At 35.9% G+C, this 23,433-nt stretch carries 23 protein-coding genes and 2 pseudogenes; 10 read left to right on the top strand and 15 right to left on the bottom strand.

The features are described from left to right. Positions 1-1,108: pseudogene (locus AA650_RS18410) on the bottom strand (IS630 family transposase). 194 nt (positions 1,109-1,302) lie between these two features. On the opposite strand from AA650_RS18410, the gene AA650_RS18405 reads away from it, so the two are divergent. After that, entirely contained in the window at positions 1,303-2,802 is a 1,500-nt protein-coding gene (locus tag AA650_RS18405; protein ID WP_053540123.1) for a putative Ig domain-containing protein, read from the top strand. 296 nt (positions 2,803-3,098) lie between these two features. On the opposite strand, the gene AA650_RS18400 is transcribed toward AA650_RS18405, so the two are convergent. Continuing rightward, positions 3,099-3,731 carry a hypothetical protein gene (locus tag AA650_RS18400; RefSeq protein WP_053541337.1) on the bottom strand — a complete coding sequence of 211 codons (633 nt, stop codon included), beginning with the start codon at positions 3,729-3,731 and terminating at the stop codon, positions 3,099-3,101. A gap of 376 nt (positions 3,732-4,107) precedes the next feature. On the opposite strand from AA650_RS18400, the gene AA650_RS18395 reads away from it, so the two are divergent. Together AA650_RS18395 and AA650_RS18390 are read left to right on the top strand one after the other, a co-directional pair. Then, a complete protein-coding gene (locus AA650_RS18395; protein ID WP_053540122.1) occupies positions 4,108-4,830 on the top strand; it encodes a Uma2 family endonuclease in 723 nt (240 codons plus the stop codon). A 66-nt stretch (positions 4,831-4,896) separates the two neighbouring features. Then, entirely contained in the window at positions 4,897-5,472 is a 576-nt protein-coding gene (locus AA650_RS18390; protein ID WP_053540121.1) for a Uma2 family endonuclease, read from the top strand. 97 nt (positions 5,473-5,569) lie between these two features. Here AA650_RS18390 and AA650_RS18385 read toward each other — a convergent pair whose 3' ends face one another. The 3 genes from AA650_RS18385 to AA650_RS18375 all read right to left on the bottom strand — a co-directional run bounded on the left by AA650_RS18385 (position 5,570) and on the right by AA650_RS18375 (position 7,699). Continuing rightward, positions 5,570-6,163, bottom strand: a complete 594-nt coding sequence (locus AA650_RS18385; RefSeq protein ID WP_234413222.1) for a peptidylprolyl isomerase — start codon at positions 6,161-6,163, stop codon at positions 5,570-5,572. 317 nt (positions 6,164-6,480) lie between these two features. Next, complete coding sequence (locus tag AA650_RS18380) at positions 6,481-7,059, bottom strand: hypothetical protein (RefSeq protein ID WP_053540120.1); 579 nt, start codon at positions 7,057-7,059, stop codon at positions 6,481-6,483. 61 nt (positions 7,060-7,120) lie between these two features. Then, positions 7,121-7,699, bottom strand: a complete 579-nt coding sequence (locus tag AA650_RS18375) for a Uma2 family endonuclease (protein ID WP_053540119.1) — start codon at positions 7,697-7,699, stop codon at positions 7,121-7,123. Positions 7,700-7,935: 236 nt separating this feature from the next. Between AA650_RS18375 and AA650_RS18370 the strand changes: the two genes are divergently transcribed. Then, positions 7,936-8,862: an SDR family NAD(P)-dependent oxidoreductase gene (locus tag AA650_RS18370; RefSeq protein WP_233455565.1), complete on the top strand. Its 927-nt coding sequence runs from the start codon at positions 7,936-7,938 to the stop codon at positions 8,860-8,862. Positions 8,863-8,921: 59 nt separating this feature from the next. Here the strand turns inward: AA650_RS18370 and AA650_RS18365 are convergent, their stop codons facing one another. The 8 genes from AA650_RS18365 to AA650_RS18330 form a co-directional block, all read right to left on the bottom strand. Further along, the gene (locus AA650_RS18365; protein WP_053540117.1) at positions 8,922-9,146 is read right to left on the bottom strand and encodes a hypothetical protein; all 225 of its coding nucleotides are present in this window, start codon (positions 9,144-9,146) and stop codon (positions 8,922-8,924) included. Further along, positions 9,139-10,269, bottom strand: a complete 1,131-nt coding sequence (locus tag AA650_RS18360) for an AAA family ATPase (protein ID WP_053540116.1) — start codon at positions 10,267-10,269, stop codon at positions 9,139-9,141. The genes AA650_RS18365 and AA650_RS18360 overlap by 8 nt, the downstream gene beginning before the upstream one ends. Positions 10,270-10,280: 11 nt before the next feature. Further along, a complete protein-coding gene (locus AA650_RS18355) occupies positions 10,281-10,505 on the bottom strand; it encodes a hypothetical protein (RefSeq protein WP_053540115.1) in 225 nt (74 codons plus the stop codon). 117 nt (positions 10,506-10,622) lie between these two features. Continuing rightward, entirely contained in the window at positions 10,623-11,048 is a 426-nt protein-coding gene (locus AA650_RS18350; protein ID WP_053540114.1) for a hypothetical protein, read from the bottom strand. Position 11,049: 1 nt separating this feature from the next. Continuing rightward, the gene (locus AA650_RS18345; protein ID WP_053540113.1) at positions 11,050-11,256 is read right to left on the bottom strand and encodes a hypothetical protein; all 207 of its coding nucleotides are present in this window, start codon (positions 11,254-11,256) and stop codon (positions 11,050-11,052) included. Positions 11,257-11,344: 88 nt separating this feature from the next. Then, positions 11,345-12,433 carry a TerB family tellurite resistance protein gene (locus AA650_RS18340; protein WP_199924289.1) on the bottom strand — a complete coding sequence of 363 codons (1,089 nt, stop codon included), beginning with the start codon at positions 12,431-12,433 and terminating at the stop codon, positions 11,345-11,347. An 84-nt stretch (positions 12,434-12,517) separates the two neighbouring features. Beyond that, positions 12,518-12,787, bottom strand: coding sequence for a hypothetical protein (locus AA650_RS18335; protein ID WP_053540111.1), 270 nt, complete (start codon positions 12,785-12,787; stop codon positions 12,518-12,520). A gap of 59 nt (positions 12,788-12,846) precedes the next feature. Next, positions 12,847-13,167 carry a type II toxin-antitoxin system HicB family antitoxin gene (locus tag AA650_RS18330; RefSeq protein WP_233455564.1) on the bottom strand — a complete coding sequence of 107 codons (321 nt, stop codon included), beginning with the start codon at positions 13,165-13,167 and terminating at the stop codon, positions 12,847-12,849. A 380-nt stretch (positions 13,168-13,547) separates the two neighbouring features. Between AA650_RS18330 and AA650_RS18325 the strand changes: the two genes are divergently transcribed. After that, on the top strand, positions 13,548-14,603 hold the full coding sequence (locus AA650_RS18325; protein WP_053540110.1) for a metallophosphoesterase: 1,056 nt from the start codon (positions 13,548-13,550) through the stop codon (positions 14,601-14,603). 145 nt (positions 14,604-14,748) lie between these two features. Here AA650_RS18325 and AA650_RS18320 read toward each other — a convergent pair whose 3' ends face one another. Then, complete coding sequence (locus AA650_RS18320) at positions 14,749-16,050, bottom strand: site-specific integrase (protein ID WP_053540109.1); 1,302 nt, start codon at positions 16,048-16,050, stop codon at positions 14,749-14,751. A gap of 594 nt (positions 16,051-16,644) precedes the next feature. Between AA650_RS18320 and AA650_RS18315 the strand changes: the two genes are divergently transcribed. From AA650_RS18315 to AA650_RS18305, 3 genes are read left to right on the top strand one after another with little or no spacing between them, the layout of a single operon-like run. Then, a complete protein-coding gene (locus tag AA650_RS18315) occupies positions 16,645-17,685 on the top strand; it encodes an effector-associated domain EAD1-containing protein (RefSeq protein WP_053540108.1) in 1,041 nt (346 codons plus the stop codon). A gap of 14 nt (positions 17,686-17,699) precedes the next feature. Further along, a complete protein-coding gene (locus AA650_RS18310) occupies positions 17,700-18,122 on the top strand; it encodes a hypothetical protein (RefSeq protein ID WP_053540107.1) in 423 nt (140 codons plus the stop codon). A 20-nt stretch (positions 18,123-18,142) separates the two neighbouring features. Then, positions 18,143-19,753, top strand: coding sequence for a DUF2225 domain-containing protein (locus tag AA650_RS18305; RefSeq protein ID WP_053540106.1), 1,611 nt, complete (start codon positions 18,143-18,145; stop codon positions 19,751-19,753). Between the two features lies 1 nt (position 19,754). Here the strand turns inward: AA650_RS18305 and AA650_RS18300 are convergent, their stop codons facing one another. After that, positions 19,755-20,342, bottom strand: a complete 588-nt coding sequence (locus tag AA650_RS18300; protein WP_053540105.1) for a hypothetical protein — start codon at positions 20,340-20,342, stop codon at positions 19,755-19,757. A 236-nt stretch (positions 20,343-20,578) separates the two neighbouring features. Here AA650_RS18300 and AA650_RS29360 point away from each other — a divergent pair. Both AA650_RS29360 and nifK read left to right on the top strand, forming a co-directional pair. Further along, a pseudogene (locus AA650_RS29360) lies at positions 20,579-20,737 on the top strand (nitrogenase molybdenum-iron protein alpha chain); the annotation flags it as partial. 184 nt (positions 20,738-20,921) lie between these two features. Then, positions 20,922-22,457, top strand: a complete 1,536-nt coding sequence (nifK, locus tag AA650_RS18295; protein WP_053540104.1) for a nitrogenase molybdenum-iron protein subunit beta — start codon at positions 20,922-20,924, stop codon at positions 22,455-22,457. The last annotated feature ends 976 nt before the right edge of the window (positions 22,458-23,433 follow it).

Here is a 23,433-nt window from a genome sequence, read left to right as displayed (position 1 = left end):
TTAATAAACGGCATTACCTTTATTTTTAATTTTGCGCTCCCATTTAATAATAAGACCTCCTTCATTTAGCAATTTATTTAACAACTCTTCTAGCTGTGATACTGATTCAAATAATCTATGAGCTATATATTCTTTTGCGGAATGCCAAACTAATTCAATTAAATTATAATCTGGACTATACGGTGGTAAAAATTCCAAAATAATATTTGGCATTTCTGACTCAATCCGAGCTAAAATATCTTTTCTTTTATGAAAACTGGCATTATCTAGAATAATAACTATCTTGGCAGAATTATTCTGAAAACTTTCAATTTGATTTCCTTGTTCTATCCATTCTTGTCTTAGAAAATTATTCAATGATGTCAACTGTTCATAAAAAACATCTGCGTTCCCCTTTTTTATGACAAAATTAATTCTTTTTTTGTCATGATAACGCAACCCTCCCATAATATTTACTCATCAAGAGTCTTCTTTGTCCCGTTACTTTTTTTCTGTTCCCTTTCTTTCCCCATGTTTTTCTTCTTATCACTCTCAAACTAAATCCACTTTCGTCCCAAAACCATACCTGTAAACGCTCTGGCGTTTCTTTAGTTATTTTTAAATATTCTGCCAATTTTTCTTTAAATAACTTCCGTTTCTCTGGATTCTGTTTGTCTTCCAAGCTATATCTTGCCCAAAGGTAAACGTACTTTTTTTTCGCTAAGATTCTCCTTACCTGAGAACCACTTAACTTAATTCCTGTTACTGATTCTAGATATGTTGCTAATCTAGCCGCTGTCCAACGACCAAATTCATAGCCATATTCTGCCGGCTCTTTTTCTATTATTTCTAATAATAATTCTTCATATTCTTTGGTAACTTTACGGAAGTTACCTTCTCTTCTTCCATCCAAAAAACTTTCTAGGTTATCAGGATCTCCATGTACTGCCCAATATGCTACTGTTGGATATGCGATATCTAAAAAATTACTAATTTCTTGGTAAGTTTTCCCATCATTCATCAACAACAAGATCAGTATCTTCTCTCTTATGTATGGGTTTTCTTGCTCTTTTAGGTTTTTTAATAGCTTTTCTCTCTGCTCTTGTGATAGATGGTTTTTTGCTGGCATACTTCCTGGTGATTGCTTATTAACTTAATTTTCTATTATACAATCAAGCTGCACAACAGCTTAATTTCGGTTCGACAGAACTGTTAGGATCACCAGGCGATGAATCCGCCAGGGCGCTGGCAATAAATACTGATGGTTGGATATATCTTGCCGGTAGTACCATTAGTGATAATAGTGATGTCTTTGTTGCACAATTGAAAGCTGATAATCAAGTGGCTTACTTCCCGATATACGGAACTAATAAAAATGAATACCCAAATGCTATAACAACAGGATTAGATGGTTCTATATATGTTGCCGGTTCGACTGGAGGACAGCTGGACGGACAAAATAATAATGGTGGTATTGACGCTTTTATTACAAAATATACAAGTGATCGTACTAAACCTAAAGTATGGACAAAGCTCTTAGGAACTAGTAGTGATGATTCTGTCAATGCTATAACAACAGGATTAGATGGTTCTATATATGTTGCCGGTTCCACTGGAGGACAGCTGGACGAGCAAAATAATAATGGTGGCATTGACGCTTTTATTACAAAATATACAATTGATGGTACTAAAGTATGGACAAAGCTCTTAGGAACTAGTAGTGATGATTCTGTCAATGCTATAACAACAGGATTAGATGGTTCTATATATGTTGCCGGTTCCACTGGAGGACAGCTGGACGAGCAACCCAATATTGAGGGTAATGCTAGTTTTGTTCGAAATATTTCGAATGATGAGGAGGTTACTAATAATGAAGCTCCCACAGCAAATGCAATTGCAGACCAAAACGCTAAACAAGATAACGTCTTTAACTTCCAACTTCCCACCAATACTTTCACAGATATTGATGCTGATGATGTTCTTACCTATTCAGCCACATTAGAAAATGGCGATGCTTTACCAAGTTGGTTAACTTTCAATTCTACAACTCGCACCTTTAGCGGTACTCCCACTAATGATAATGTAGGGAATTTGAATGTTAAGGCGATCGCTACAGATAAAGCCGGAACATCTGCTAATGATATTTTTGCGATCGCAGTCGAAAAAATCATTGACAACCAATCTACAACTGTAGGAACTCCAGGAGATGATAAATTAATTGCTACTCCTGGTAGTCAATTCGATGGTCAAAACAATATTGTATTTACAGGTGCAGGTAAAGATGAGGTAGACCTGTCCACTGTATCTGTTTTTCCCAACTCAGGTAACAATATCGTTGATCTGGGTAGCGGTGAAGATACAATTTTTGTGAATAAAGGCGATCGCGCTTTCGGTAGTGACGGTAATGACACCTTTAATGCTAAAGATGGTCAAGGTGGCAACCGCATATCCGGTGGTCTTGGGGATGATACCTTCTACTTGGGTAGCAATGACCGCGCTTTAGGTGGTGATGGTAAAGATATCTTCAGAGTTAGTCTTGGTGGTGGTAACTTAATTTCCGGTGGTGCTGGTGCTGACCAATTCTGGATTGTCAATGCTGAATTACCCTCTTCGGCTAATACCGTGCTTGACTTCCAACTGGGTACTGATGTCATTGGTATTCAAGGTGCTGTCAGTTTAGGTATTACCACATCCACACTCAAGTTAAATCAAGTTGGTGCTGATACTGCGATTGTCTTCAACAATCAAACTTTAGCGACTCTGACTGGGATTCAAGCCAGTAGCTTGAGTTTGACAGATTCTAAACAGTTTGTCTTTGCTTAGAATATAATTCTCCCATAGGGGTTTAGCGCGATGCGTTAAGCTCCTGATCTAGGGATATAGGGACAGCGATCGCTCGAATTAACCACCGAATACCTCATCCTGGAAATCCTGAAATCCTGGAAATTCTGATTCAGACAAATTCCCACAGCGATCGCTCGAATTAACCACCGAATCCTTCATCCTGGAAATCCTGATTCAGACAATTAATTACCGTCAAATTAACAACCTTATTTTAATGCGATTAGAGTTATTTCATATCCCCGACTTCTCTAAGAAGTCGGGGGTCTATTTCATATTTATTTTGGACTATAGGGCAGAGAAGAATGGTGTACAATAATACGCAATTTTCCATCACCACCTCTAATAAACTGCCAGGTTTTATCTACTGTTGTGACTTTACCTGTTTTATCAGTTATGGAAACATTACCCATAGTGGTAGCAGTATTACCAAGAATAAAAATACCAGCGTTGCGAATTTCCACCTTTCGCCATCCTTTGAGAGCAAAACCAGTATCTTTAGGGAAGGAGGAATCACCACCCACAAAATAAGACAAAGCTCCTTTGTGTGTCGTGCGGAAGGTCTGGTCTCCAGTTGTCAAGGTTGGCTTGAACAACACCAATCCCGATTGATAAGCATATGCTTGATCTATTATATTGTCAGCCAATTTTCTAGCAGCGGCTATCCCCTTTTCATCATAGGTGGTACTGATGGAAACCAATGCTTCACCCCAGGCTTTTTGAGCAGCCAGGACTTCAGCCTCAGTAATGGATATATTAACTACTGATGTCTTAGAATTTGATGAGGTCGGCTTAGTGGTGGTACTATTAACTTGACCATGAGCCATCAATGGCGCAGTAACCAACAAGGCTATAGTAGCAGCGGTTACAGAAAGACTGACTTGTAATTGTTTAAAGGGGTTGGTATGCATACTAAGAAGAAATATCAAAGGGGAAGTTAAAAAACGTCTCCACAACATCTAACAACCTTGTGCCAAATCAGTCCAATATTTACTATAAATAGTTACCATAAGTAATCATCTATGCTATCATTTAATGATTTAATTTAAGGTGTTGTGCATTTAATTTGTATAATTCTTGCGGGCAAGATGCCCGCACTACAAGAAATTTTTGGGTATTTTTTTAATTGGAAGTCCCTTAAGGTAAGTTCCTTTTGGTCGAGCAATTTTTAGATCGCGTGGATGACGGCAAAAAGCTATGGCAAATGTTTAAGAAATTTGCGATAATTTGGTGAAAGTAATTGACAATTAATGCTACAATAAATCAATAATTACTTGGTATCATATCATGATGATTACTCAAGCACTGGAATTACAAACTAACACATCAGAAGATATCATTTTCCCACCCAGTGACCTATATAGTGATGAACCTCCTGTGGAAACAGAACTGCATCTCGAACAAATAATGCTCTTAATAAAATCTCTCAAATGGTTATGGAAGGAGAGAACAGATTTTTACGCTGTCGGAAATCTGAGTATTTACTATAGTCCTCATCAAAAAAAATCAGAAGACGTTAGAGGTCCAGATTTTTTCGTAGTTTTAGGAACAGAACGAAAAACTAGAAAAAGTTGGGTAGTGTGGGAAGAAAATGGCAAATATCCTCATGTCATTGTCGAAATTCTTTCACCAACCACAGCTAAAACTGATAGAGAAACTAAAAAACTACTTTATCAAGATACTTTCCGTACACCTGATTATTTTTGGTTTGATCCTTATACATTGGAATTTGCAGGATTTAATTTAATCAGTGGCAAATATCAACCCTTACAACCTAATGAAAAAGGACATTTATGGAGTGAAGAATTGGGGTTATATTTAGGAATTCATGAAGGTTTATTAAGATATTTTACATCATTAGGAGTTTTAGTTCCTACACCGGAAGAAAGCGCAGAGATGGAAACAACAAGAGCAGCAATGGAAGCAGAAAAAGCGAAAATATCAAATGAAAAATCTCAAAGGTTAGCCGCAAAATTGAGAGAGTTAAATATTGATCCAGATACGATTTAAGGAAATCTAAAATCAAATTGTGTTTGTTTTAATTACCCCAACTTTGTATATTAGGAGGATAATTTTATGTCAATCATGACAATTAAAGATGTAGAACAAGTCCAAACTGCTTTTAGTGAAGCAGGGTTAGATTATGATGTTGAATTAACAAACGGGAGAATTTCTATCGTGGGTCCATCGGATATTGTATCTAGTGAAATTAGTAGTCGTTTAATTGCTTTCCTCTTTGCTTGGGTAAATCCGCGTCGTTTAGGAAGAGTATTTGATTCTGCTGGTGGTTTTATTTTACCTGATAGCAACCTCACCGCACCAGATGTTTCTTTTGTTCGGGCTGCACGTCTGCGTCAAAGTCCCCGTTATTTTGGCGAACTTGTGCCAGATTTAGTAGTACAAATTAAATCTCAAAGTGATAGAATTAAACCTTTAGTTACTAAAATTCTCAACTTTGTAGAATTAGGTGCTGTGATGGGAATTTTAATTGATCCTGATGAAGAAACTGTTACAGTTTATCGTCATCAAGGTGAACCAACTATTTTAAATAATGGCGATATTTTAACTTTACCAGAACTTTTTCCCGGTTGGGAATTAGCCGTTTCTGAATTATGGCCTCCTATTTTTACTGAAGAAGAAATAGAAGGTTAATTTGTTTGATCGGATTGGTTTTTTGTGGAGTTCTTTGATGAGAAATCGGGAATTTTGCCCCAAGAGTGCGGAGAAACCTCCACACTCATCTTTGATTTTATTCGTGGATAGTCACTTTGATCATTTTAACTGGAGTTGTGGGGCGATCGCCTGCACCCGTGGGAGTAGTTTCAATGGCTTTCAATACATCCATCCCTTCAGTAACTCGACCGAAAACAGGGTGTTTAGATTGACCAGGTGTAAACCAATCCAGATAGTGATTGTGGACAGTGTTGATAAAAAACTGGCAACTACCACTATTAGGTCTTCCCGTATTAGCCATAGACAAAGTTCCTGGTTCGTTAGAAAGTTTCCCATCTTCAGGATGCTCATCTTGAATGCAACCATCAGGACTATTACCTGTACCCGCACGAGGAGAGCTAGGATCTTTACTGTAAGGACAACCAAACTGCACCATGAAGTTATTAATCACACGGTGGAAATGTAGACCATCATAAAACTCACTTTTAGCCAATTTGATGAAATTTCCCGCCGTTATGGGCATAACATCGGTAAATAGCTCAAGAGTAATAGTACCAAGGGAAGTTTCTAGAGTTGCGGTGGGATTTGCCATGAATATTGAATTACTAATCTTTGTAATGGGTTGTTTTGTCGCTTCTAGTGTACCTAAAATATTGGCAATAATCTTCACAACTGGAGTTTAGACTAATTTCCCCTCCTGATCCGCAAAAGTCTCTCTAGGCAAGGCTTTAAGGGTTTCCAAGTCATTTTACGTCTTGTAAGTCATCAACCTTAGGGACTTCCAATTAAAAAAATACCCAAAAATTTCTTGTGGTGCGGGACGAATTGCCCGCTAATCATCAAGGACGGGCAGGATGCCCATCCCACAAAATTGGGTAATTTATTTTTTGGTGTTCCCTTATACAGCAAGGGGTTGAGCCTACAAAAAAAGATTTAGTCTAAAGTCCAATTCACAAAAATCCACGCTGAGGTTGTTTTTTCGGCATTTTAATCGGGAAAAGCTAAACCAGTTCTCGGATCTCTGATATATAATCCTAGTGTCAAACTCCGCATTACTTCATCCCAAATCGGGATTAATTGTTCTGCTTGATCTGCCCAATAATCAAAGGTAATTAAACATTGAATATTTGAACCCAAACCCACACAAGTCCGAGAAAAAGCTTCCCTGGGTTCAGCTTGAGTGTCAATAAATTTAATTTCACACCACATAATCCGGGCTGTTTGTCGCTTAACAGTAATCACTTCTCCTCTTTCAATCACATCACGGCTATCATCTTCCATGATTTTCTTCAAAGTGTGTTTAAGGGGAAACAGTGTCCAGTCATTCGGGGGTAAATGATTGTAAGATACCTCTAAACAACAATCATCATCAGGTGGTTTTTTATCCATGAACTTAAAAGATTTTTCTTGTGGTTCAAATACCCAATTTTGGGGAACATTGAAGCGAACCGCGCCTCTCCCAGCTACAAAAATCTTATAATCATCAGGACCTTCCCAATGATGATCTGGGCTTAATTCTAGGGTTTCTTTAATCCATTGAAGATTGCTTTTTTTCCGCTTGGCCATAGTTTTAATAAGGGATTAAATTTTAACTGACATTTATCAAACTTATGTTGGAAACATATTTTTACGTTTCTATTTCCAATCCTACACCATCATAAAGTATTTCTATGGGAAATTCAAATTCAATACTTGATAAAGTGATGATGTCTCCAGTAGTGTAGGGATAGTAAAGCCACATTCTTCCTTCTCCTCGACAGTAACGTTCAACAGATATTTTTTCGGAATCAATCAAGATGTATTCTTGTAAACTAGGCATTGTTAAATAATATCTGAATTTTTCTCCTCTATCTTTATTACTTGTACCAGGAGAAAGAACTTCAACAATCAATTTAGGGTTTTGAATAAATTTGCGGGCATTAAGGTCATCAGGGTGACAACTAACGATAAGATCAGGATAGAAGTATGGGCTTTTAGGGGTAACTTGCACTTTCACATCTGATACATTGACTCGACAACCTCTAGGACGCAGATGTGGATATAGGTTTCTGTAAAGATTGAGAGCAAGATCATTATGGGGAATTGTACCACCAGTCATGGCAAAGACTTCGCCATTGATATATTCATAGCGAATATCCTGGTCAAGTTCCCATGCAAGATATTCTTCAATGGTCATTTTTTGCGGTTGTTGAGGAATGGCTATCATATGAGGATTTTTCTAAGTTTGTTTTGATTATAGCAACTACAATTAGAGTTATTTTCAGGTAAGTTTCGATAAATTATTAAGATTCTTTTCACATTTTGCGGCGCAGATAGTGGTTTAAAATGAGTTTAGGATATTATACTTAGATAAAGTTGCCTTAAACAAAGCTGAAAAATTAAATATTTTCACTAAGTTGAATGTGACGGTTATTTGTGTAAATTAGTTAATTTAACTATCTTATGATGATGAAAAATGAAAAATGGAACACAGAAAATATTCTCAGTCAAAAAGGCAGAATAGTAATTGTCACAGGTTCAAGTAGCGGTATCGGTTATGAAACGGCGCGGGTTTTAGCTAATAAACAAGCATCGGTGATCATTGCGGTTCGTAATTTGGATAAAGGAAATAAGGCGTTGGCGAAAATTATTCAACAGAATAAAGATGCTGATGTTCGGGTAATGGAACTTGATTTGGCGAATTTAGCATCGGTTAAAAATTTCGCAGAAAACTTTCAGAAAAATTATTCACGTTTGGATTTATTGATTAATAATGCGGGTGTGATGATTCCGCCGTATTCAAAAACAAAAGATGGTTTTGAATTACAATTTGGAACTAATCATCTCGGACATTTTGCTTTGACGGGACAACTTTTAAAACTTTTGATTAGCACGCAAGGTTCACGAATTGTCAATGTTTCCAGCGGCGCACATAATTTTGGCAAACTAGATTTCGATGATTTGAATTGGGAAAAGAGAAATTATGCCCAATGGACGGCTTACGGTGATAGCAAACTTGCTAATCTTTATTTTACCTACGAACTCGACCGGAAACTAAAAGAGCAAGGGATAAACACCCTTGTAACTGCTTCACATCCGGGTTGGACTGCAACTGAATTGCAGAGAACGGCGGGTGATGTGATGAAATATCTCAATGGTATCTTTGCTCAAGATATCACAATGGGCGCATTACCAACTCTGCGGGCGGCAATTGAAGAAGGTTTGAAAGGGACGGAATATTTCGGTCCCAATGGATTTATGGAGATAAGTGGCTATCCAGTCAAGGTGGAATCAAATCAGTTATCCAAAGATCGAGCGATCGCTCAAAAACTATGGGTTGTATCAGAACAACTCACCGGCGTGAAATTTGAATTGAATAAAAAGGCATAAAACCCAGGCAAATAAGAAAATGGGCAATGTCTACCATTAACCTAAATTCGAGCCATCTTTTACGCCATTGTGAAGCTTGCCGTGCGATGCCTACGGCGAGCGAAGCGATCGCTCTCAGGTCTATAATAGTTTTCACTCAGACACACTAACCCACTCCACTGAAAACAATGTTGCAGAATATCATCATCTAACCAATCAAATTTTTCTTGTAAAACTCGCTCGGCTAATTTAGTAGCTGTTCTGGAATCTGCACCACTTTCAACTATGACAATAAACTCAATCACTGACTTCTCCTTCTACCACGCAATCTTCACCTTCAGCATCCCAAAATTCACCTGTTGTTAAGGTTTCTTTTGCCCATTCTACATCAGGATATTCATCTAAACGTTTGGAAACTGTGAAACCTGATTTACTATTATTTAATATGTGGACTTGAGAAGGAGCAAGTGCATCAATAATATAAGGGGAATGAGTAGAAAAAATAATTTGCAGGTTGGGATTTTCGGCAATGATTTCTTTGAAAACTGTCATTAACTCACGTTGTGCTTGAGGATGAAGTCCCTGTTCCACATCATCTAATAAAACTAAATTAGGTTGATTAGGATTCATTAATACAGTTAATAATCCTAACGTTAACATTGTTCCATCGCTAATTGCATGGGCTGGAATACGTTCACCTGTATTCATATCTAGCACAATTTCTTGTTCTGTCATTTCCTGAGTTTCTTCATAGGAAATAGGTTTACCGTTAACTTCGATTAATCGCTGACGAATGACTGGAACTTTTGCTCGTTTTATGCCAACTTTGCGGACATTTGGGACAATTCGAGTCAGCTTTTCTTCTATTAATTGAAATTTATCTGGGGCTTCATCACGGAGAAAATCTAAGGTAGGTGCTAATCCTGATCCGTCAAATTCAACTCTTGGTGTGACTTCATCACTGTAAGCTGGTTTTGCAAGATTGTTGGCCACTAATTTTAGGTAAACAATAGGTGGTAAATATTCACGAAATATATGAGGGTATGTAATGTATGTTTCTTTTTCAAAACTATCTTCATTTTCACATATTTTCCATGATGTTTTTGGAATCCAACGTTTACTATTATCCTGCTTCCAGCTATAGGAGATTTCCCAAATATCTTGATTTGGATCTTTCCAAAAACCACTTGCAGTCAAAGACATATATTTTTCCCCAATTTTTGTAAGAAATTGAGGTGAATTTTCATTTATAAATGTTGTTATGAATAATTTAGAATTGACAAGTTTACTTAGATTATGCAATGCTTGTAACACACTTGTTTTACCTGCACTATTTTTTCCTACGAGTCCATGTAATCGGGAACTATCGAAATTGAGTTCTGTAGATTTATGGCTTTTGAAATTATGAAGAATTAGTTTTTCTAGCATATTTTTATAGATCACAATAACTCAGGAATATGTTCATTTTCATAGTTTTCAATTAATGCACCAATAACTTCCATAAGCGATGCAAGAGGATGGGTTTCATCTTCACCAACTTGATCAATGAGAGTATCAAGTATATTAACCAAGTATTCATATTCTGCTTCTGTGTGAGGGACAAAAACATTTTCAGCAATGGATGACCAAGCAGTGATAGTTTGATTGATGTTTAAGGTTTGCATTATTCTTTTCTTGAGGCGTTGCTGATTAAGGGTATGAATTTTAGTCTCACGCAAAGGCGCAAAGACGCACTGAGGTAAGAGTTTTAAAGGTTCAATTTGGGAATTTCATACCTCAATTCAGCAACGCCCTTTTCTTGAATGTACCTCAAAAGCCAAATCTGCACGGTAAAAACACACATCAAACTCTAAAAAGAAGTTCATACGCCCTAATAATAAAGGTACATCATCAGATAAGCACCACGCAAAAACTAAGCGAACAGGCTCAAATGATCCAATCTGGGCAGATACCAGTAAACCTCTTGCCTCTACTGGTGCTAAATTGCCAGCCAATATCACAGAAGTAGTTTGTTCCTCCCAAATTGCACCTAGCTGGATACCTACACTGTATGGCAGAACGTTAACACTTGCGCCAGTATCCAATAAACCGGAAACGTCTACTGATGAGTTACGATAAGTAAGTGTTAATGGTAACTTTGGTAGAGCATCAGGAACACCAAAGGTATCATATCCCTCTGTAAAGGAAAATCTTTGAGTTTTAGTCATTTTACTTTTGTTCGTCGGCTTCTAGTAGTTGGGCAAGTTGATGTGCGGCGGCATGGGAATTAAGCGGTGATAAAATAGAATAGGTTGCTCCCTGTTCTAATGATGGTTCTTCATCCCTAGATAATTCGGAAACTAGAAACTGCATTACTTTTAGTTTGTCGGCACGATTTAGATTTCGCAGGGTGGGAAATAGTTCTATGGCGTTCATGATTTGTAGTTTTAATTTTTCTGATCAGGGATTTATTCTAACATACTCTCTAAAAATAGGAGATAAATTAAACCATTTTACTGAAGTTTTAATAAGCTAACATCAGTTCTGCAACATCTACCTCAGAAAATCCCATTAACTTTCCCACTTGCTTAATGTACATTTTTTCCGTTATGTGAAAATCTCCATCACGCTTTGCAAGTGCGATCAAATCAATTAATAAACCTAAAGCATCATCGGGATATTTAGCTATTAATGAATAATCTACTTCTATTCTCTGAGAGGATAATAAATTTTTGATTTCCTGAATTTCTGCCGATGTTAAATTAGCATTGGTAATAATCGTCTTGAGATATTCTTTTTCTTGAGGCTCAACACTACCATCAACTTTCATTAAATTAATCAGGGTTTTAATCTTTAATAATTCTAGTCTTTCTCCTGTTATATTATTTGCTTCTATGTCAGATGTAGGAAAAAGATTATCAGTATATTCAATGCTACATTCATTTAATGATTCAGTCTCATCTAATATCTCAATTTCTTTTTCAAATATTTGAATAGCCTTATTACCTACTTGTTTAGTTGAATAGGCTGACCATAAACCCATAGCAGTAGCACCAACTCCAGGTAAATATTTACTAACAATTGATTTCGTTGCACTGTTGACTACATTTCCTGTCAATTGATGAACTATACGTTTAAATATGGACGGGGTTAATTTTCTAGTGATAATTTTACTACCTTGAGCAATAATAACTCTATTTGCTACTGCATTGATGCCGGGGGTAATTAATCCTGTACCCAATGAAGAAATCAAGACACCAGCTAATAGTTCCTTGTTTAAATATTGCTGCTTATCATAAGCTACACCCACATCATAAATCATGGCAATTTGGTTTCGCATGACTGTGATAATTTCTGGAGCAACTGCTAATATTCCCAATGGACCTGCTGGTACTAAATTAGCTGCTACTGATATCCCTCCATTCCGTTTTGCATAACCATTAACAATTGAATTAGCTGATTCTATGGAAGGTCTTTGATCTTGATAAGGATTTTTAGTAAAATAATTACTTCTATCTTGTGCAACTATATCAAATGAAGCGATGATTTTTTCACTAACTTTGTTTTGTCGTTCTTGAATAACTTTATTACTGGTATTTTGTTGGTTGATCATGTATATAGCAATTCCCATTCAATTTGATTTAGGATAATTCTACAGTATAATTTTACTCAGTGTCAAGATTTGATAGTAGCAAATTTATAAACCTTGAATTTCCTCCCGTTCTTCAAAATGAAGCTGTTCTGGAAGTTCAAGCGGCTCACCTTCCCAACTACCTATCACTTCTTCCAAAAATCTACGAGAATATCCTAATTCTTCTGGTGTTTTACTTGCAGATTGTAATGATTTTTCTGCAATACGTTGAAATACAATTACTATTTCTAACTCTTCATTGGCAAATTCATCAGGAAGTTCAACTTTGAGAATTTTATCATTACCAATGTGTGTTTTAATTTTCATACTTTCCATAGACTGATCTCCTGGTTGATTATGTTGTCAGCAGTTTGGATAAAATTTTTGATGGTTGTTCACGAATTAATTATAGAAATTAGTTTAGAAGGTAAAGGAATTTGTTGTTTACCACTACAATAAACAGTTTCTATCCATAACTCTCGCGCTTCATTAATATTTTCTATTGCTTCTTCTAAATTGTCTCCCTGAATCATACAACCTGGTAAGTCAGGAATCATCACTGTATATCCTCCGTCCTCTTCTGGATAAATAGACATGGGATATTTTAAAGACAAATAATATTCTAAAGATAGCATTTTTTCGGCTAGGTGGTTGAGATAATTCTTCATTGACCAGTTATACCACACCTCACAAAAATAATATTCTTGGTTAATCAAACTTAACTCCGTTTATAAACCATTTCCATCCTCAACTTCTCTACCTCAATCTTCAACCGTTCATTCTCCATTTTCAACCACCTGTCATTTTGTTTTGATTATAACAACTACAATTACAACTATTTTGAGTTTATTAAAGTGTGCTTTCATGAAAATTTCGCGCTAAGATGCTCTGAAAGACTCTAATAGACATCTCTGAAAAAGAATCTGAAACTCTGAATCTGTCTAGCTGAAAACCTAATTTCTGGAGAGGTCTAATCTTTAGGTAATGGCAGTTAATTCTGAAATATCTTTATAGATATTTAATATTCCGTAGTGTTGTAGTGAATGATCAGACATAGTAAAATACTGATAAACTTAGTTTTTACAACATCTGGTCAATGAAAACAATCTTAAATTCTCAGCATCCCCTGATACTTAAGTTGGCTGCAAGTATTTTGGTATTTTTATCAGTTTTCGTAACTGGTATAAATTCTGAAAGTTTGGCCGCTGCTGAAAAAGTAACTTTTGCAGCCTATGGTGATATACCTTATTTCGCAAAGTTAGCAGATGGTAGAACTGATGAGCAAGTTTTGATCCAAGATATTGCGCCTAAATTCCGCCAACGTGAAGATATATCCTTTGTGATTCATTTGGGTGATCTTGGTCGTCCCCAGGATACTTGTTATGATACTTGGTTGGAGAAGAATAAGACATTTTGGAAAACCGATATAGTTAAACCTGTGTTTTTTACACCAGGAGATAATGATTGGACTGATTGCGATCGGGAAGGTCTAACTGTTAGAAAATCAGAGTTGGAAAGACTAGACGCAATTAGAAAGGTGTTCTTTAGTAAACCTAAAACCCTCAATCCTGAATGGCGATATGAAGAACAAGCCACTTTACCTGAAAATGAAACTTGGTGGTATAAAGGTGTCCGTTTTGTAACACAACATATCGTCAGCACTGATAATGGACGCACTGAGATACTTCTTGATGATCCTATCAAAGTTAATCAATTAGTTGATGAACGGGATAAAGAGAATGCTATTTGGCTTAATCATGCTTTTGAAATGGCAAAAGATAGCGATACATCGGCTGTAGTTGTAGCGACTCAATTAGATCCTTTTGCTCCTGATGGCAGCACGAATGATGTTTTCAGCAGATGTTTAAATAATCATGCGTATAAAGGATTCTGTGAACAATTGCAGACATTGGCGGCAAATTTAGATAAACCAGTGTTATTGGTTCACGGTGATACTAATGCTTACTGTTATGATCAACCCTTTCCTGTAGGTAAAACTCCGAAATTATGGCGCTTGAATGCACCTGGTGATTTTAAAGTGATTGATGCTTCTTTAATCTCTTTTGATCCTAGCAATTCTAGCAAACCTTTTGAAGTTACCGGACTGTTATCAGGTAAAGAACCTCCTCAAATCTGTGATTACAGTAGATAATAGGTGATTAATTGATGATGCGATATGTGTTAAAAACACAGCGATCGCACATCATATAATTATTTTTGGTGTTGCTGGTTTAGTTTCAGCAACGCCAAAAAATGAAACCACATCACACAAAAATGAGATTCTTAATTAACCAAACTTAACTCCGTTTATAAACCATTTCCATCCTCAACTTCTCCACCTCAATCTTCAACCGTTCATTCTCCATTTTCAACCCTGTATTTTCATCCTTAATCAACTCCACCTCATTCCGTTTACTCAAAGCCTGATTAATTGCCAACTTCCGCATATCTAAAGAAAACCAACGTTGATAAGTTTTCGTATGAATCTGCACACTATGACCCAAATTATCCGCCGCAGCCTTAATAGGAACTCCCAAAATATGCGCTCGAATTGCCCAACCATGACGTAAATCATAGGGTTTAAAATCTAATCCAATTTTTCTAAACCACCAACTCACCCTTTGGATTAAAGCCGTGATTTCTGCATGATTATTTTGGTCTTTTTTACTAATTGCGATCGCCAACATTTCCAAATATTTAGGATTTCTTAAATCAAATTCATCAATCCATTCTTTATATAAAGGCAAGGCTTCTCTTTCACCAGTTTTACAATTTTTATCAACCTTCCAAGTTAAATCTAGATTTTCATCACTTAACCACCAATCAATATGAGGATTAACAAAAAGTTCTCTGGGACGTAAACCAAAAACCGCCAACATTCCATAAGTCCAACGCCAAAGTTGCCAACTATCTTTCACATCTTGATTAACTTGTTTACCTCGATTATTTAGATATTCATCAAACTTGTAAAATCCCGTAACTATGTCCTTATCTGTAGGAACATTGCGGGAATTACTTTCAGGAACTTTAGAATAATTAGTTAAATTAATCTCTATTTTAAAAAGTTGGCAAAATACAGAAATAGCCCTCACCGCATTATATTTAGCCCATTCCTTATCTATCTTATCAATCGCATTAATCAAAACTTCCCCAATTGCCAAATCATCAGCATTTGTATAACGCTTAATTCGAGAAAAATAATAGAAAAAAGTATGTTCACTTTTATTCGTGCGTTTATGGGTTTTAAAATATTCCTCCTCAAACCTTGCCAATAACTCACCAATAGTTATTAACTCCTTTTTAATTGTCTCATTTCCCAAATATTTATCATTCCAAATAAAACTTTTTCTAGCAATTAACTTTCCTAATTCATAAGCTTCCTCTTCAGCAGTTTTCAGTCCATCAAAGTTAGCAGGAATATTCAAAGTGATATTGTATTGTTTTCTTCCCGTTCCCCTTGTATCCTCATCTCCCGGTTTAATGGGTAAAGTTGCCCGTAATTGCAGACATCCGTTTGATTCCCGAATTGTTACTCTGGTTTTTGCAGACTTCAAACGCAGATTTACCTGTTCCAATTCCCATAGTAGCTGTTCTTTCATAATCCTTGGCGTTGCTGATTAAGAATATGAATTTATTTCACGCAGAGACGCAGAGGCACAGAGAAATTTAATTTTTCCTTTGCGTGAGACTTATTCTGAATCTTTCAGACTATATTTAGAGTAAAAATAAATCAGTTAATTGCAAACATAGTTTATCGCTGACATTGCTCACTGCAAACATAGCGAAATTAAATAGTGACGAAACCCACCTATTCCTTCGGAACGCTACGCAAACTTGGGTTCAAAAGTCTTGATTTTTCATTACTCCACGCCGGTGGACTTTGTTTGTGTAGTAGCGATTTGGCGTTGCTGATTAAGGGTATGAATTTTAGTCTCACGCAAAGGCGCAAAGGCGCAAAGACGCAAAGGTAAGAGTTTTAAAGGTTCAATTTGGGAATTTTATACCTCAATTCAGCAACTCCCGATTTCTAATCGCCGAAAACTTTTAAAACATCCTCCTAAATAAATTGGGTAGGCATCGGCAATATAATATTAAGAATTAATAATGGAATCACAAGTATCACAAATCACTGTACCCAGGTTATGCTAAAATCTGTCTGGGGAGGATTTTGTAGTATAAGATGCTTTAATCCTATGAATCTATCTGGTACTGAGTTAAAAAAATTAGTGAATGCCATCATTAGTGCTTATCCCACTCAAGAGGATTTAGCAATGATGGTTCAGTTTGAATTAGCAGAAAATTTAGAGGCGATCGCTGGAGGTGGCAATCTCACCCAGTTAGTATTTAATCTAGTGACAAAATGGGCAATTCCTAGAGGCAAAATCTCGCGTCTAATTATAGCAGCTTATGAAACTAATCCGGGTAATCCTGAACTCAAAGAATTTTATGAGTCTATGGTTATCAAGAAAAGGTTTATTGTAGATTCTGCCATCAAGAAACCAGACTTTGGACCCGATATTAACTGGCGTGGAGAAACCGATGAAATTCAACTCCAAAGTTGGCTACAACCTCAACCAGATTATTGGGATGTGGGATTTTTAAAAGGAGCGATCGCCCAATCATCTTCAGTTTGTCGTATTGAAATTCTCTATCGTAACATCATGGGAACAGGAGTTTTAATTACTCCTAATAAAGTCTTAACTAATTATCATGTTTTAAAATATAGTGAAGAAGATAACCTAGAAAATAATGCTTTAAATGCCATTTTAAAATTTGGCTGCTTAACTTCAGATAATGGAGTAGAAACCCAAGGTAAATCTTTTCAATTAGATAGAGAAAACCCAATCTTATGCTCTAGTAAAACAGAAGATTTAGATTATGTTTTATTACAAGTAGAATCGAAAATTACTCAAGCAACAGACATTAAACCTGCTCGTTGGGATGGTCAAAAATTACCTATGGAAAAGATGGGAATCAGTGTCCTACAACATCCTGAAGGAGACTCAATGAAATTATCAGTTAGTCAAGATGGTATTACCGGAGTTTATCAAAATAGCGGTTTAGTTCAATATGTGAATAAAACGGCCGTAGGATCAAGTGGTTCACCTTGTTTTGATGAAAATTGGTATTTAGTAGCCTTACATCATGCCCAAAAATCGAAAACTTTTGGCTCAATTAGAGAGGGCATTTTATTTGCTGCTATTTATCAAGAAATTAAACATTTTTTAAATTAATTTAAGGAGTTACTATGGGACGCAGAATTATTATCAGTCAACTAGAAGCTAAGGGCGAAGAAGCAAAATTAGACGGCTATTTTGATAAGTTAATGAAATATATTCCCACTGAAATTGTCGGCGCTTGGATTGCCATGACAGGACTAATTAAAGGTGCTAGTAATATACCCACAAATACTATATTATGGATTTTATTCATGATCTTTATCGCATTAACTGCTGTTTATATTCTCAAGCAAACCTTTGAACCCAAAAAGCCTCTAGCGATTAAACAAACGAGCATTTCTACAATTGCTTTTATCGTTTGGGTATTTGCTTTAGGAGAACCTTTTAATACTTTGAGTTTTTATAATCCTGTTTATGGATCAATTTTGTTGATTGTGTATAATTTAGTTATTCCTTTAATTAATCCTGTGGAAGAGAGCAAGAAAAATTAGTTTAATTAGGAGATTGATTTATGAAATTATCAGGTGTTGAATATCAGAAATTAGTTAAATCTATTGTTAAAGCCTATCCAACTAAAGATGATTTGGCACAAATAGTAATGTATTCTTTAGAAGAAAATATAGATACTATTGTTAATAGTGAAACAACAACTCAATCAATAGTTTTTAACCTTATTAATTGGGCAGAAACTAGAGGAAAACTAAAAAACTTACTAGAAATTCTTTCTCAAGAGCGTCCCGACAATGTAGAATTACAAAACACGATTAAAAATTTGTTAACAAAATATTCTCAAAATAATGAAAATATTAACCTTGATAATCAATCTGAACGAAAAAATAATAATTTATCCTTAGTTCTCAAAAATTGTTTTTTAGGTATAGGAATTATTATTATTAGTTTCATGGGCTATAATATTTTTGTTGAACCTAAAGTACCTAAATTATTGTGTGATAATAAACTATTACAAGAAAAATCTGATAGTATAAAAATTATTATTGCAGATTTTGAAGGTAATCCAGATCCTAATTTAAAAACTTCTTTAAAAGAAATATTGAAGGGACAAATTCCATCTGATGTAACTATCTGTAAATTCAACCAAAAAGTAAAAGAATCATCTGAAGCTAATCAACTTGGCAAGAGATTATTTCCCAAACACCCTAACTCTGTATTAGTTATTTGGGGAAGGAGCAGTCAATTTTCTTTTTCAGGAGGAATAGAATCTATAGACAATAATTTTGATGATATACAACTAGATATTCCTCTTGATGAAAAAGATAAATCTAAATTTAAAAATACTTACTTAAAAACTCTCGATCTTCAAATAAACTATGGAATTGCTTCTTTATATTATTTTCAAGCAAATGAAGACAACACTTGGAAATCTGAAAGATTATTAAAAATGAAATTAAACAACATTATAAATTGTAAAATTAATAATGAAATACTTACGATCAAACCTGATCAAACAATCGATCTAAATTTAAAACAGATTAAACAAATTGCCGCTGAATCTTATTCTCTTTTAGGTGCTTCTCATCAAGAAAATAACAATTATGAAGATGCAATTAAATCTTATAAATGCAGCTATAAATTTGAAGAAAATTTCAATAGACGTGATACTTTATTGTTACAACAAGCTGAAAATTATATGAAACAATCTGGAAATTATGTGAAACAATCTGAAAATTATGTGAAAATAGAAAAAATTAATAAAGCATTAGAAATTTATCAAAATGTTATTAATAATGATTCAAGTGACTCAATAAGCAGAGCTTTAGTTAGTCGATCTCAGATGTTTGTTTATCTTAACAAATGTCCTCAAGCAGAAAGAGATTTAGGTCAAGTAATTGACAAAAATTTAGATCGACCCTATGGTCTTGATGTACGCTCACGTATAAGATTATTCAATTGTCCAAATAGACTAGGTGCAATTGCAGATTTATTTGAATTTTCTAAAATTGATCCTCAAGATTCCCAAAACAGAATAGATCATTATTCTCAAATATTACGTGATAGAGCAGATTACCACCAAATAGTGAGTGAGCTTCAAGAAATTCAAAAAACTCACCCAGAGTGGCAAAAACTAATTAATCAGTTAATTCAACAAGATATTTCACAATAAATCAACAACTTATTTTACAATGACATGTTAACTTTCCGTCTTGTATTACACTAGGACTTCTATGACCACATTCTTTTCTACACCTAGGATCACAAGCTGTTATAGTTTCGGGTTTAGAATTTAATTGTATTCGTAAATTAAGATGGATATTTTTATTTAATAAATTAGATGGTGGAGTTTTTTGAATCAGATATTCTTTAAGTTTTTCCACTAAGTTAATAATTAACTCTATATTTAATGAATCTTGTTCTTCTTCCTCTGGATTTTGATATTTTTCTATTTTTTGAGGTTCTTCTTCATCAATTAACTTACCCGATCTAACAAAATAAATTGGTGCTTGTTGTTGTAAAAGCTCAATCTTGTCCTTGTCTTCTATTTCAGAAATCTCTGCAACTTCATATTCTAATTGTAATCCTACAAGTTTATGTGAACTCTTTAAACGCTCTAATTCGCCTAATATTGCTAATTCAGCCATTCTTAAAGCCCGATATAGAGCAAATTCAGGAATAGGACTATCACTAGGAGGATTAATAAGTTCCTGTTCTTGTCCAATTAAACTTTGTTCTAAATTAACTTTTTTTTCAGTCATAATACCCACTCCTCTTAATATAGCTCCGCTACTATTCAATCAAAGGTTGATAGACAATCTCCATCAAACCATTGTGTGAACAACATTGTATCAAAATGTACAAACAACGTAGTTTATTGTAACATTTATTTGTATCAAAATTTTCAGACTTTAAAAATCTTTAAAGTTGCCACGAAAAATCAAAAATATCCTGTAAATCCTCAAATCCTGGATATCCTGATTCAGACCAATTAAACCATCCACATAAATACTCCGGTCCTTACCACGGTTACGACGGATTCGCAATCTTCGCTCGTGACATGGATTTGGCACTCAACAGCCCAACATGGGGATTAATCGGCGCTCCCTGGAACAAGTCTGCAAAGAAAGCATTAAGAGCTACAGCAGCAGTCTAGGAAACAGAGTAGGGGCAACCCTGGCCGGATAGGAAAAGTCTGGGGTTTAGCCCCAGGGGGGAGTAGGGAATTCAAGATTCAAAATTAAAAATTCTCAGTTTTGAATTTTGCATTCTGAATTTTGAGCAACATTCCCCACTCTCTATACACCAAACAATACACAGAAGTCTCGGAGATACGCAAAATGCCTCAAGATCCCAATAAGATTCAGGACCACGTTGAGCTATTCCACCAGCCAGAATACCAACAACTGTTTGAAAACAAGAAACAGTTTGAAAACGGTCACACCGACGCAGAAGTACAACGAGTTTCCGAATGGACAAAAAGCTGGGAATACCGGGAAAAGAACTTTGAACGGACAGCTTTAACCGTTAACCCAGCTAAGGGTTGTCAACCTTTAGGCGCTATGTTTGCGGCTGTGGGTTTTGAAGGTACTCTTCCCTTTGTTCAAGGTTCTCAAGGTTGTGTAGCTTACTTCCGTACCCACTTAACCCGTCACTACAAAGAACCATTTGCTGGTGTTTCTTCTTCCATGACAGAAGACGCTGCTGTGTTCGGTGGTTTACAAAACATGATTGATGGTTTGGCTAACTCCTACAGCTTGTACAAGCCAAAAATGATCGCTGTTTGCACCACCTGTATGGCAGAAGTTATCGGTGATGACTTACAGTCATTTATCGGTAATGCTAAGGAAGCTGGTTCTGTTCCTCAAGATTTCCCAGTCCCTTTTGCTCACACACCTAGCTTCGTTGGTTCTCACATCACTGGTTACGACAACATGATGAAGGGAATTCTTTCTACCTTGACAGAAGGTAAGAAGAAAGCCAAGAGCAACGGTAAAATCAACTTCATTCCTGGTTTTGATACCTACGTAGAAAACAACCGCGAAATTAAGCGGATTGCTTCTTTAATGGGTATTGACTACACCTTGTTATCTGACAACAGTGATTATGTTGATTCACCTTGTGATGGTGAATACAATATGTATCCAGGTGGTACTAAGCTAGAAGATGCAGCAGATTCCATCAACGCTAAAGCTACCATTGCTCTTCAAGCTTACTCCACCACCAAGACCCGTGAATACATTGCTAAGGAATGGAAACAAGACGTTAGTGTTTCTCGTCCTTGGGGTATCCAGGGAACTGACGAGTTCTTGATGAAACTCAGCCAAATGACTGGTAAGGCTATTCCTGAAGAATTAGAAATTGAACGTGGTCGTGCAGTTGACGCAATGACCGACTCCCATGCTTGGTTACATGGTAAGCGTTTCGCTATCTACGGTGATCCTGACCTAGTTTATAGCGTAGTTGGTTTCATGTTAGAAATGGGCGCTGAACCAGTACATATCTTGGTTCACAACACCAACGAAGTATTCGAGAAAGAATTGCAAGCATTGTTAGATTCTAGTGCCTTTGGTAAGTCCGCTAAAATCTGGGGTGGTAAAGACTTGTGGCACTTACGCTCCTTGTTATTCACCGAACCCGTAGACCTATTGATTGGTAACTCCTACGGTAAGTACCTGTGGCGCGATTGTGGTGTACCTTTGGTAAGAATCGGTTATCCTATCATGGACCGTCACCACTACCACCGTTATGCAACCGTTGGTTACAAAGGCATAATCAACCTGTTGAACTGGATTGTTAACACAGTATTTGAAGAAATTGACCGCACCACCAATGTTGCTGGTAAGACCGATATTTCCTACGACTTAATTCGTTAAGAAATGTCTGTAAGGATGGGGAAACCCCACCCTCGACAATAAACAAAGGGGATTGGGACTTAGGTAATTTACCTAAAATCCTATCCCCTATCTCTAATTCCTAGCATAAGCTCTTTGTTCCTTTGATCTACTTGACGGATGAATTTTCAAATAAGTTCCTGGTAATTGGTGATAAAATCCCCCTTTTCATCCTGTTCATCCTTTAATCATGGACATCATCGAACAGAATTCAGGAGTCACCGAGTCAGAATTCAGAATGAATTCTGTGCGAGTGGCGGATGAATAACTGGGTTTAAGAGACTTCCAAGAAATAAATTATCCCAAGAAACGAACCACAGAGGCACAGAGTACACAGAGAGAGAATTTTTGCATCAGTTTTGGGACATTTTTTTATTTGGAAGTCTCTAAGACCCCCACCAAATCGTAGATTTGGTGGTCTTTAATCAGTCGCAGGTTTGAATCCTCGACTGATTGATTCTGACTCCTGGCTACTGACTCCTGACTCCTTCTTCAACTCGACTATGGCTACGCCACGCAGGCTATCGCTCGATAACCACCTGATTCTGACAATTTTTCTATTTTCTCTTGCAAAACCAAATGTTATGAAAATCCCACACCTAGAAAATACAGATAAATACATATCTTTTTTGAAAGTTTATCTGTGTAAATATTAAGTTAATCAGATTTTGCAGAAAATCTAGAAATCAATCCAAACTAAGTATAAAAACTTGGTTATTTTTGGGGAATTAGAATTATTATATTTATTATGTCCTGTGGTAATCCTAAATTATTTGTGAGATATTTCTCACTTATTTTCTATTACAGCAACTTTCTATTATCTTTTCTGTAGAGACACAAACCCAGAAATAGATAATGTTGTAAATAGTTCCACAAATAATTTTTATTAATTTAAAATATTTTCGTCAAAATCATCATCTTGATGATTAACTTTAAGCAAGATTTGTCATGGTAGTAA

It is taken from the genome of Anabaena sp. WA102 (assembly GCF_001277295.1).
In the GTDB taxonomy this organism is placed as follows: Bacteria; Cyanobacteriota; Cyanobacteriia; order Cyanobacteriales; family Nostocaceae; genus Dolichospermum; species Dolichospermum heterosporum.
This window is presented reverse-complemented; position numbering and strand designations above follow the sequence as displayed.

Bases quoted from the DNA above. Each gene is read 5' to 3' on its own strand.
- AA650_RS18400 (WP_053541337.1), bottom strand. From the start codon at position 3,731: ATGCATACCAACCCCTTTAAACAATTACAAGTCAGTCTTTCTGTAACC.
- AA650_RS18395 (WP_053540122.1), top strand. From the start codon at position 4,108: ATGATGATTACTCAAGCACTGGAATTACAAACTAACACATCAGAAGAT.
- AA650_RS18390 (WP_053540121.1), top strand. From the start codon at position 4,897: ATGTCAATCATGACAATTAAAGATGTAGAACAAGTCCAAACTGCTTTT.
- AA650_RS18380 (WP_053540120.1), bottom strand. From the start codon at position 7,059: ATGGCCAAGCGGAAAAAAAGCAATCTTCAATGGATTAAAGAAACCCTA.
- AA650_RS18375 (WP_053540119.1), bottom strand. From the start codon at position 7,699: ATGATAGCCATTCCTCAACAACCGCAAAAAATGACCATTGAAGAATAT.
- AA650_RS18370 (WP_233455565.1), top strand. From the start codon at position 7,936: ATGATGATGAAAAATGAAAAATGGAACACAGAAAATATTCTCAGTCAA.
- AA650_RS18360 (WP_053540116.1), bottom strand. From the start codon at position 10,269: ATGCTAGAAAAACTAATTCTTCATAATTTCAAAAGCCATAAATCTACA.
- AA650_RS18355 (WP_053540115.1), bottom strand. From the start codon at position 10,505: ATGCAAACCTTAAACATCAATCAAACTATCACTGCTTGGTCATCCATT.
- AA650_RS18350 (WP_053540114.1), bottom strand. From the start codon at position 11,048: ATGACTAAAACTCAAAGATTTTCCTTTACAGAGGGATATGATACCTTT.
- AA650_RS18345 (WP_053540113.1), bottom strand. From the start codon at position 11,256: ATGAACGCCATAGAACTATTTCCCACCCTGCGAAATCTAAATCGTGCC.
- AA650_RS18340 (WP_199924289.1), bottom strand. From the start codon at position 12,433: ATGATCAACCAACAAAATACCAGTAATAAAGTTATTCAAGAACGACAA.
- AA650_RS18335 (WP_053540111.1), bottom strand. From the start codon at position 12,787: ATGGAAAGTATGAAAATTAAAACACACATTGGTAATGATAAAATTCTC.
- AA650_RS18325 (WP_053540110.1), top strand. From the start codon at position 13,548: ATGAAAACAATCTTAAATTCTCAGCATCCCCTGATACTTAAGTTGGCT.
- AA650_RS18320 (WP_053540109.1), bottom strand. From the start codon at position 16,050: ATGAAAGAACAGCTACTATGGGAATTGGAACAGGTAAATCTGCGTTTG.
- AA650_RS18315 (WP_053540108.1), top strand. From the start codon at position 16,645: ATGAATCTATCTGGTACTGAGTTAAAAAAATTAGTGAATGCCATCATT.
- AA650_RS18310 (WP_053540107.1), top strand. From the start codon at position 17,700: ATGGGACGCAGAATTATTATCAGTCAACTAGAAGCTAAGGGCGAAGAA.
- AA650_RS18305 (WP_053540106.1), top strand. From the start codon at position 18,143: ATGAAATTATCAGGTGTTGAATATCAGAAATTAGTTAAATCTATTGTT.
- AA650_RS18300 (WP_053540105.1), bottom strand. From the start codon at position 20,342: ATGACTGAAAAAAAAGTTAATTTAGAACAAAGTTTAATTGGACAAGAA.
- nifK (WP_053540104.1), top strand. From the start codon at position 20,922: ATGCCTCAAGATCCCAATAAGATTCAGGACCACGTTGAGCTATTCCAC.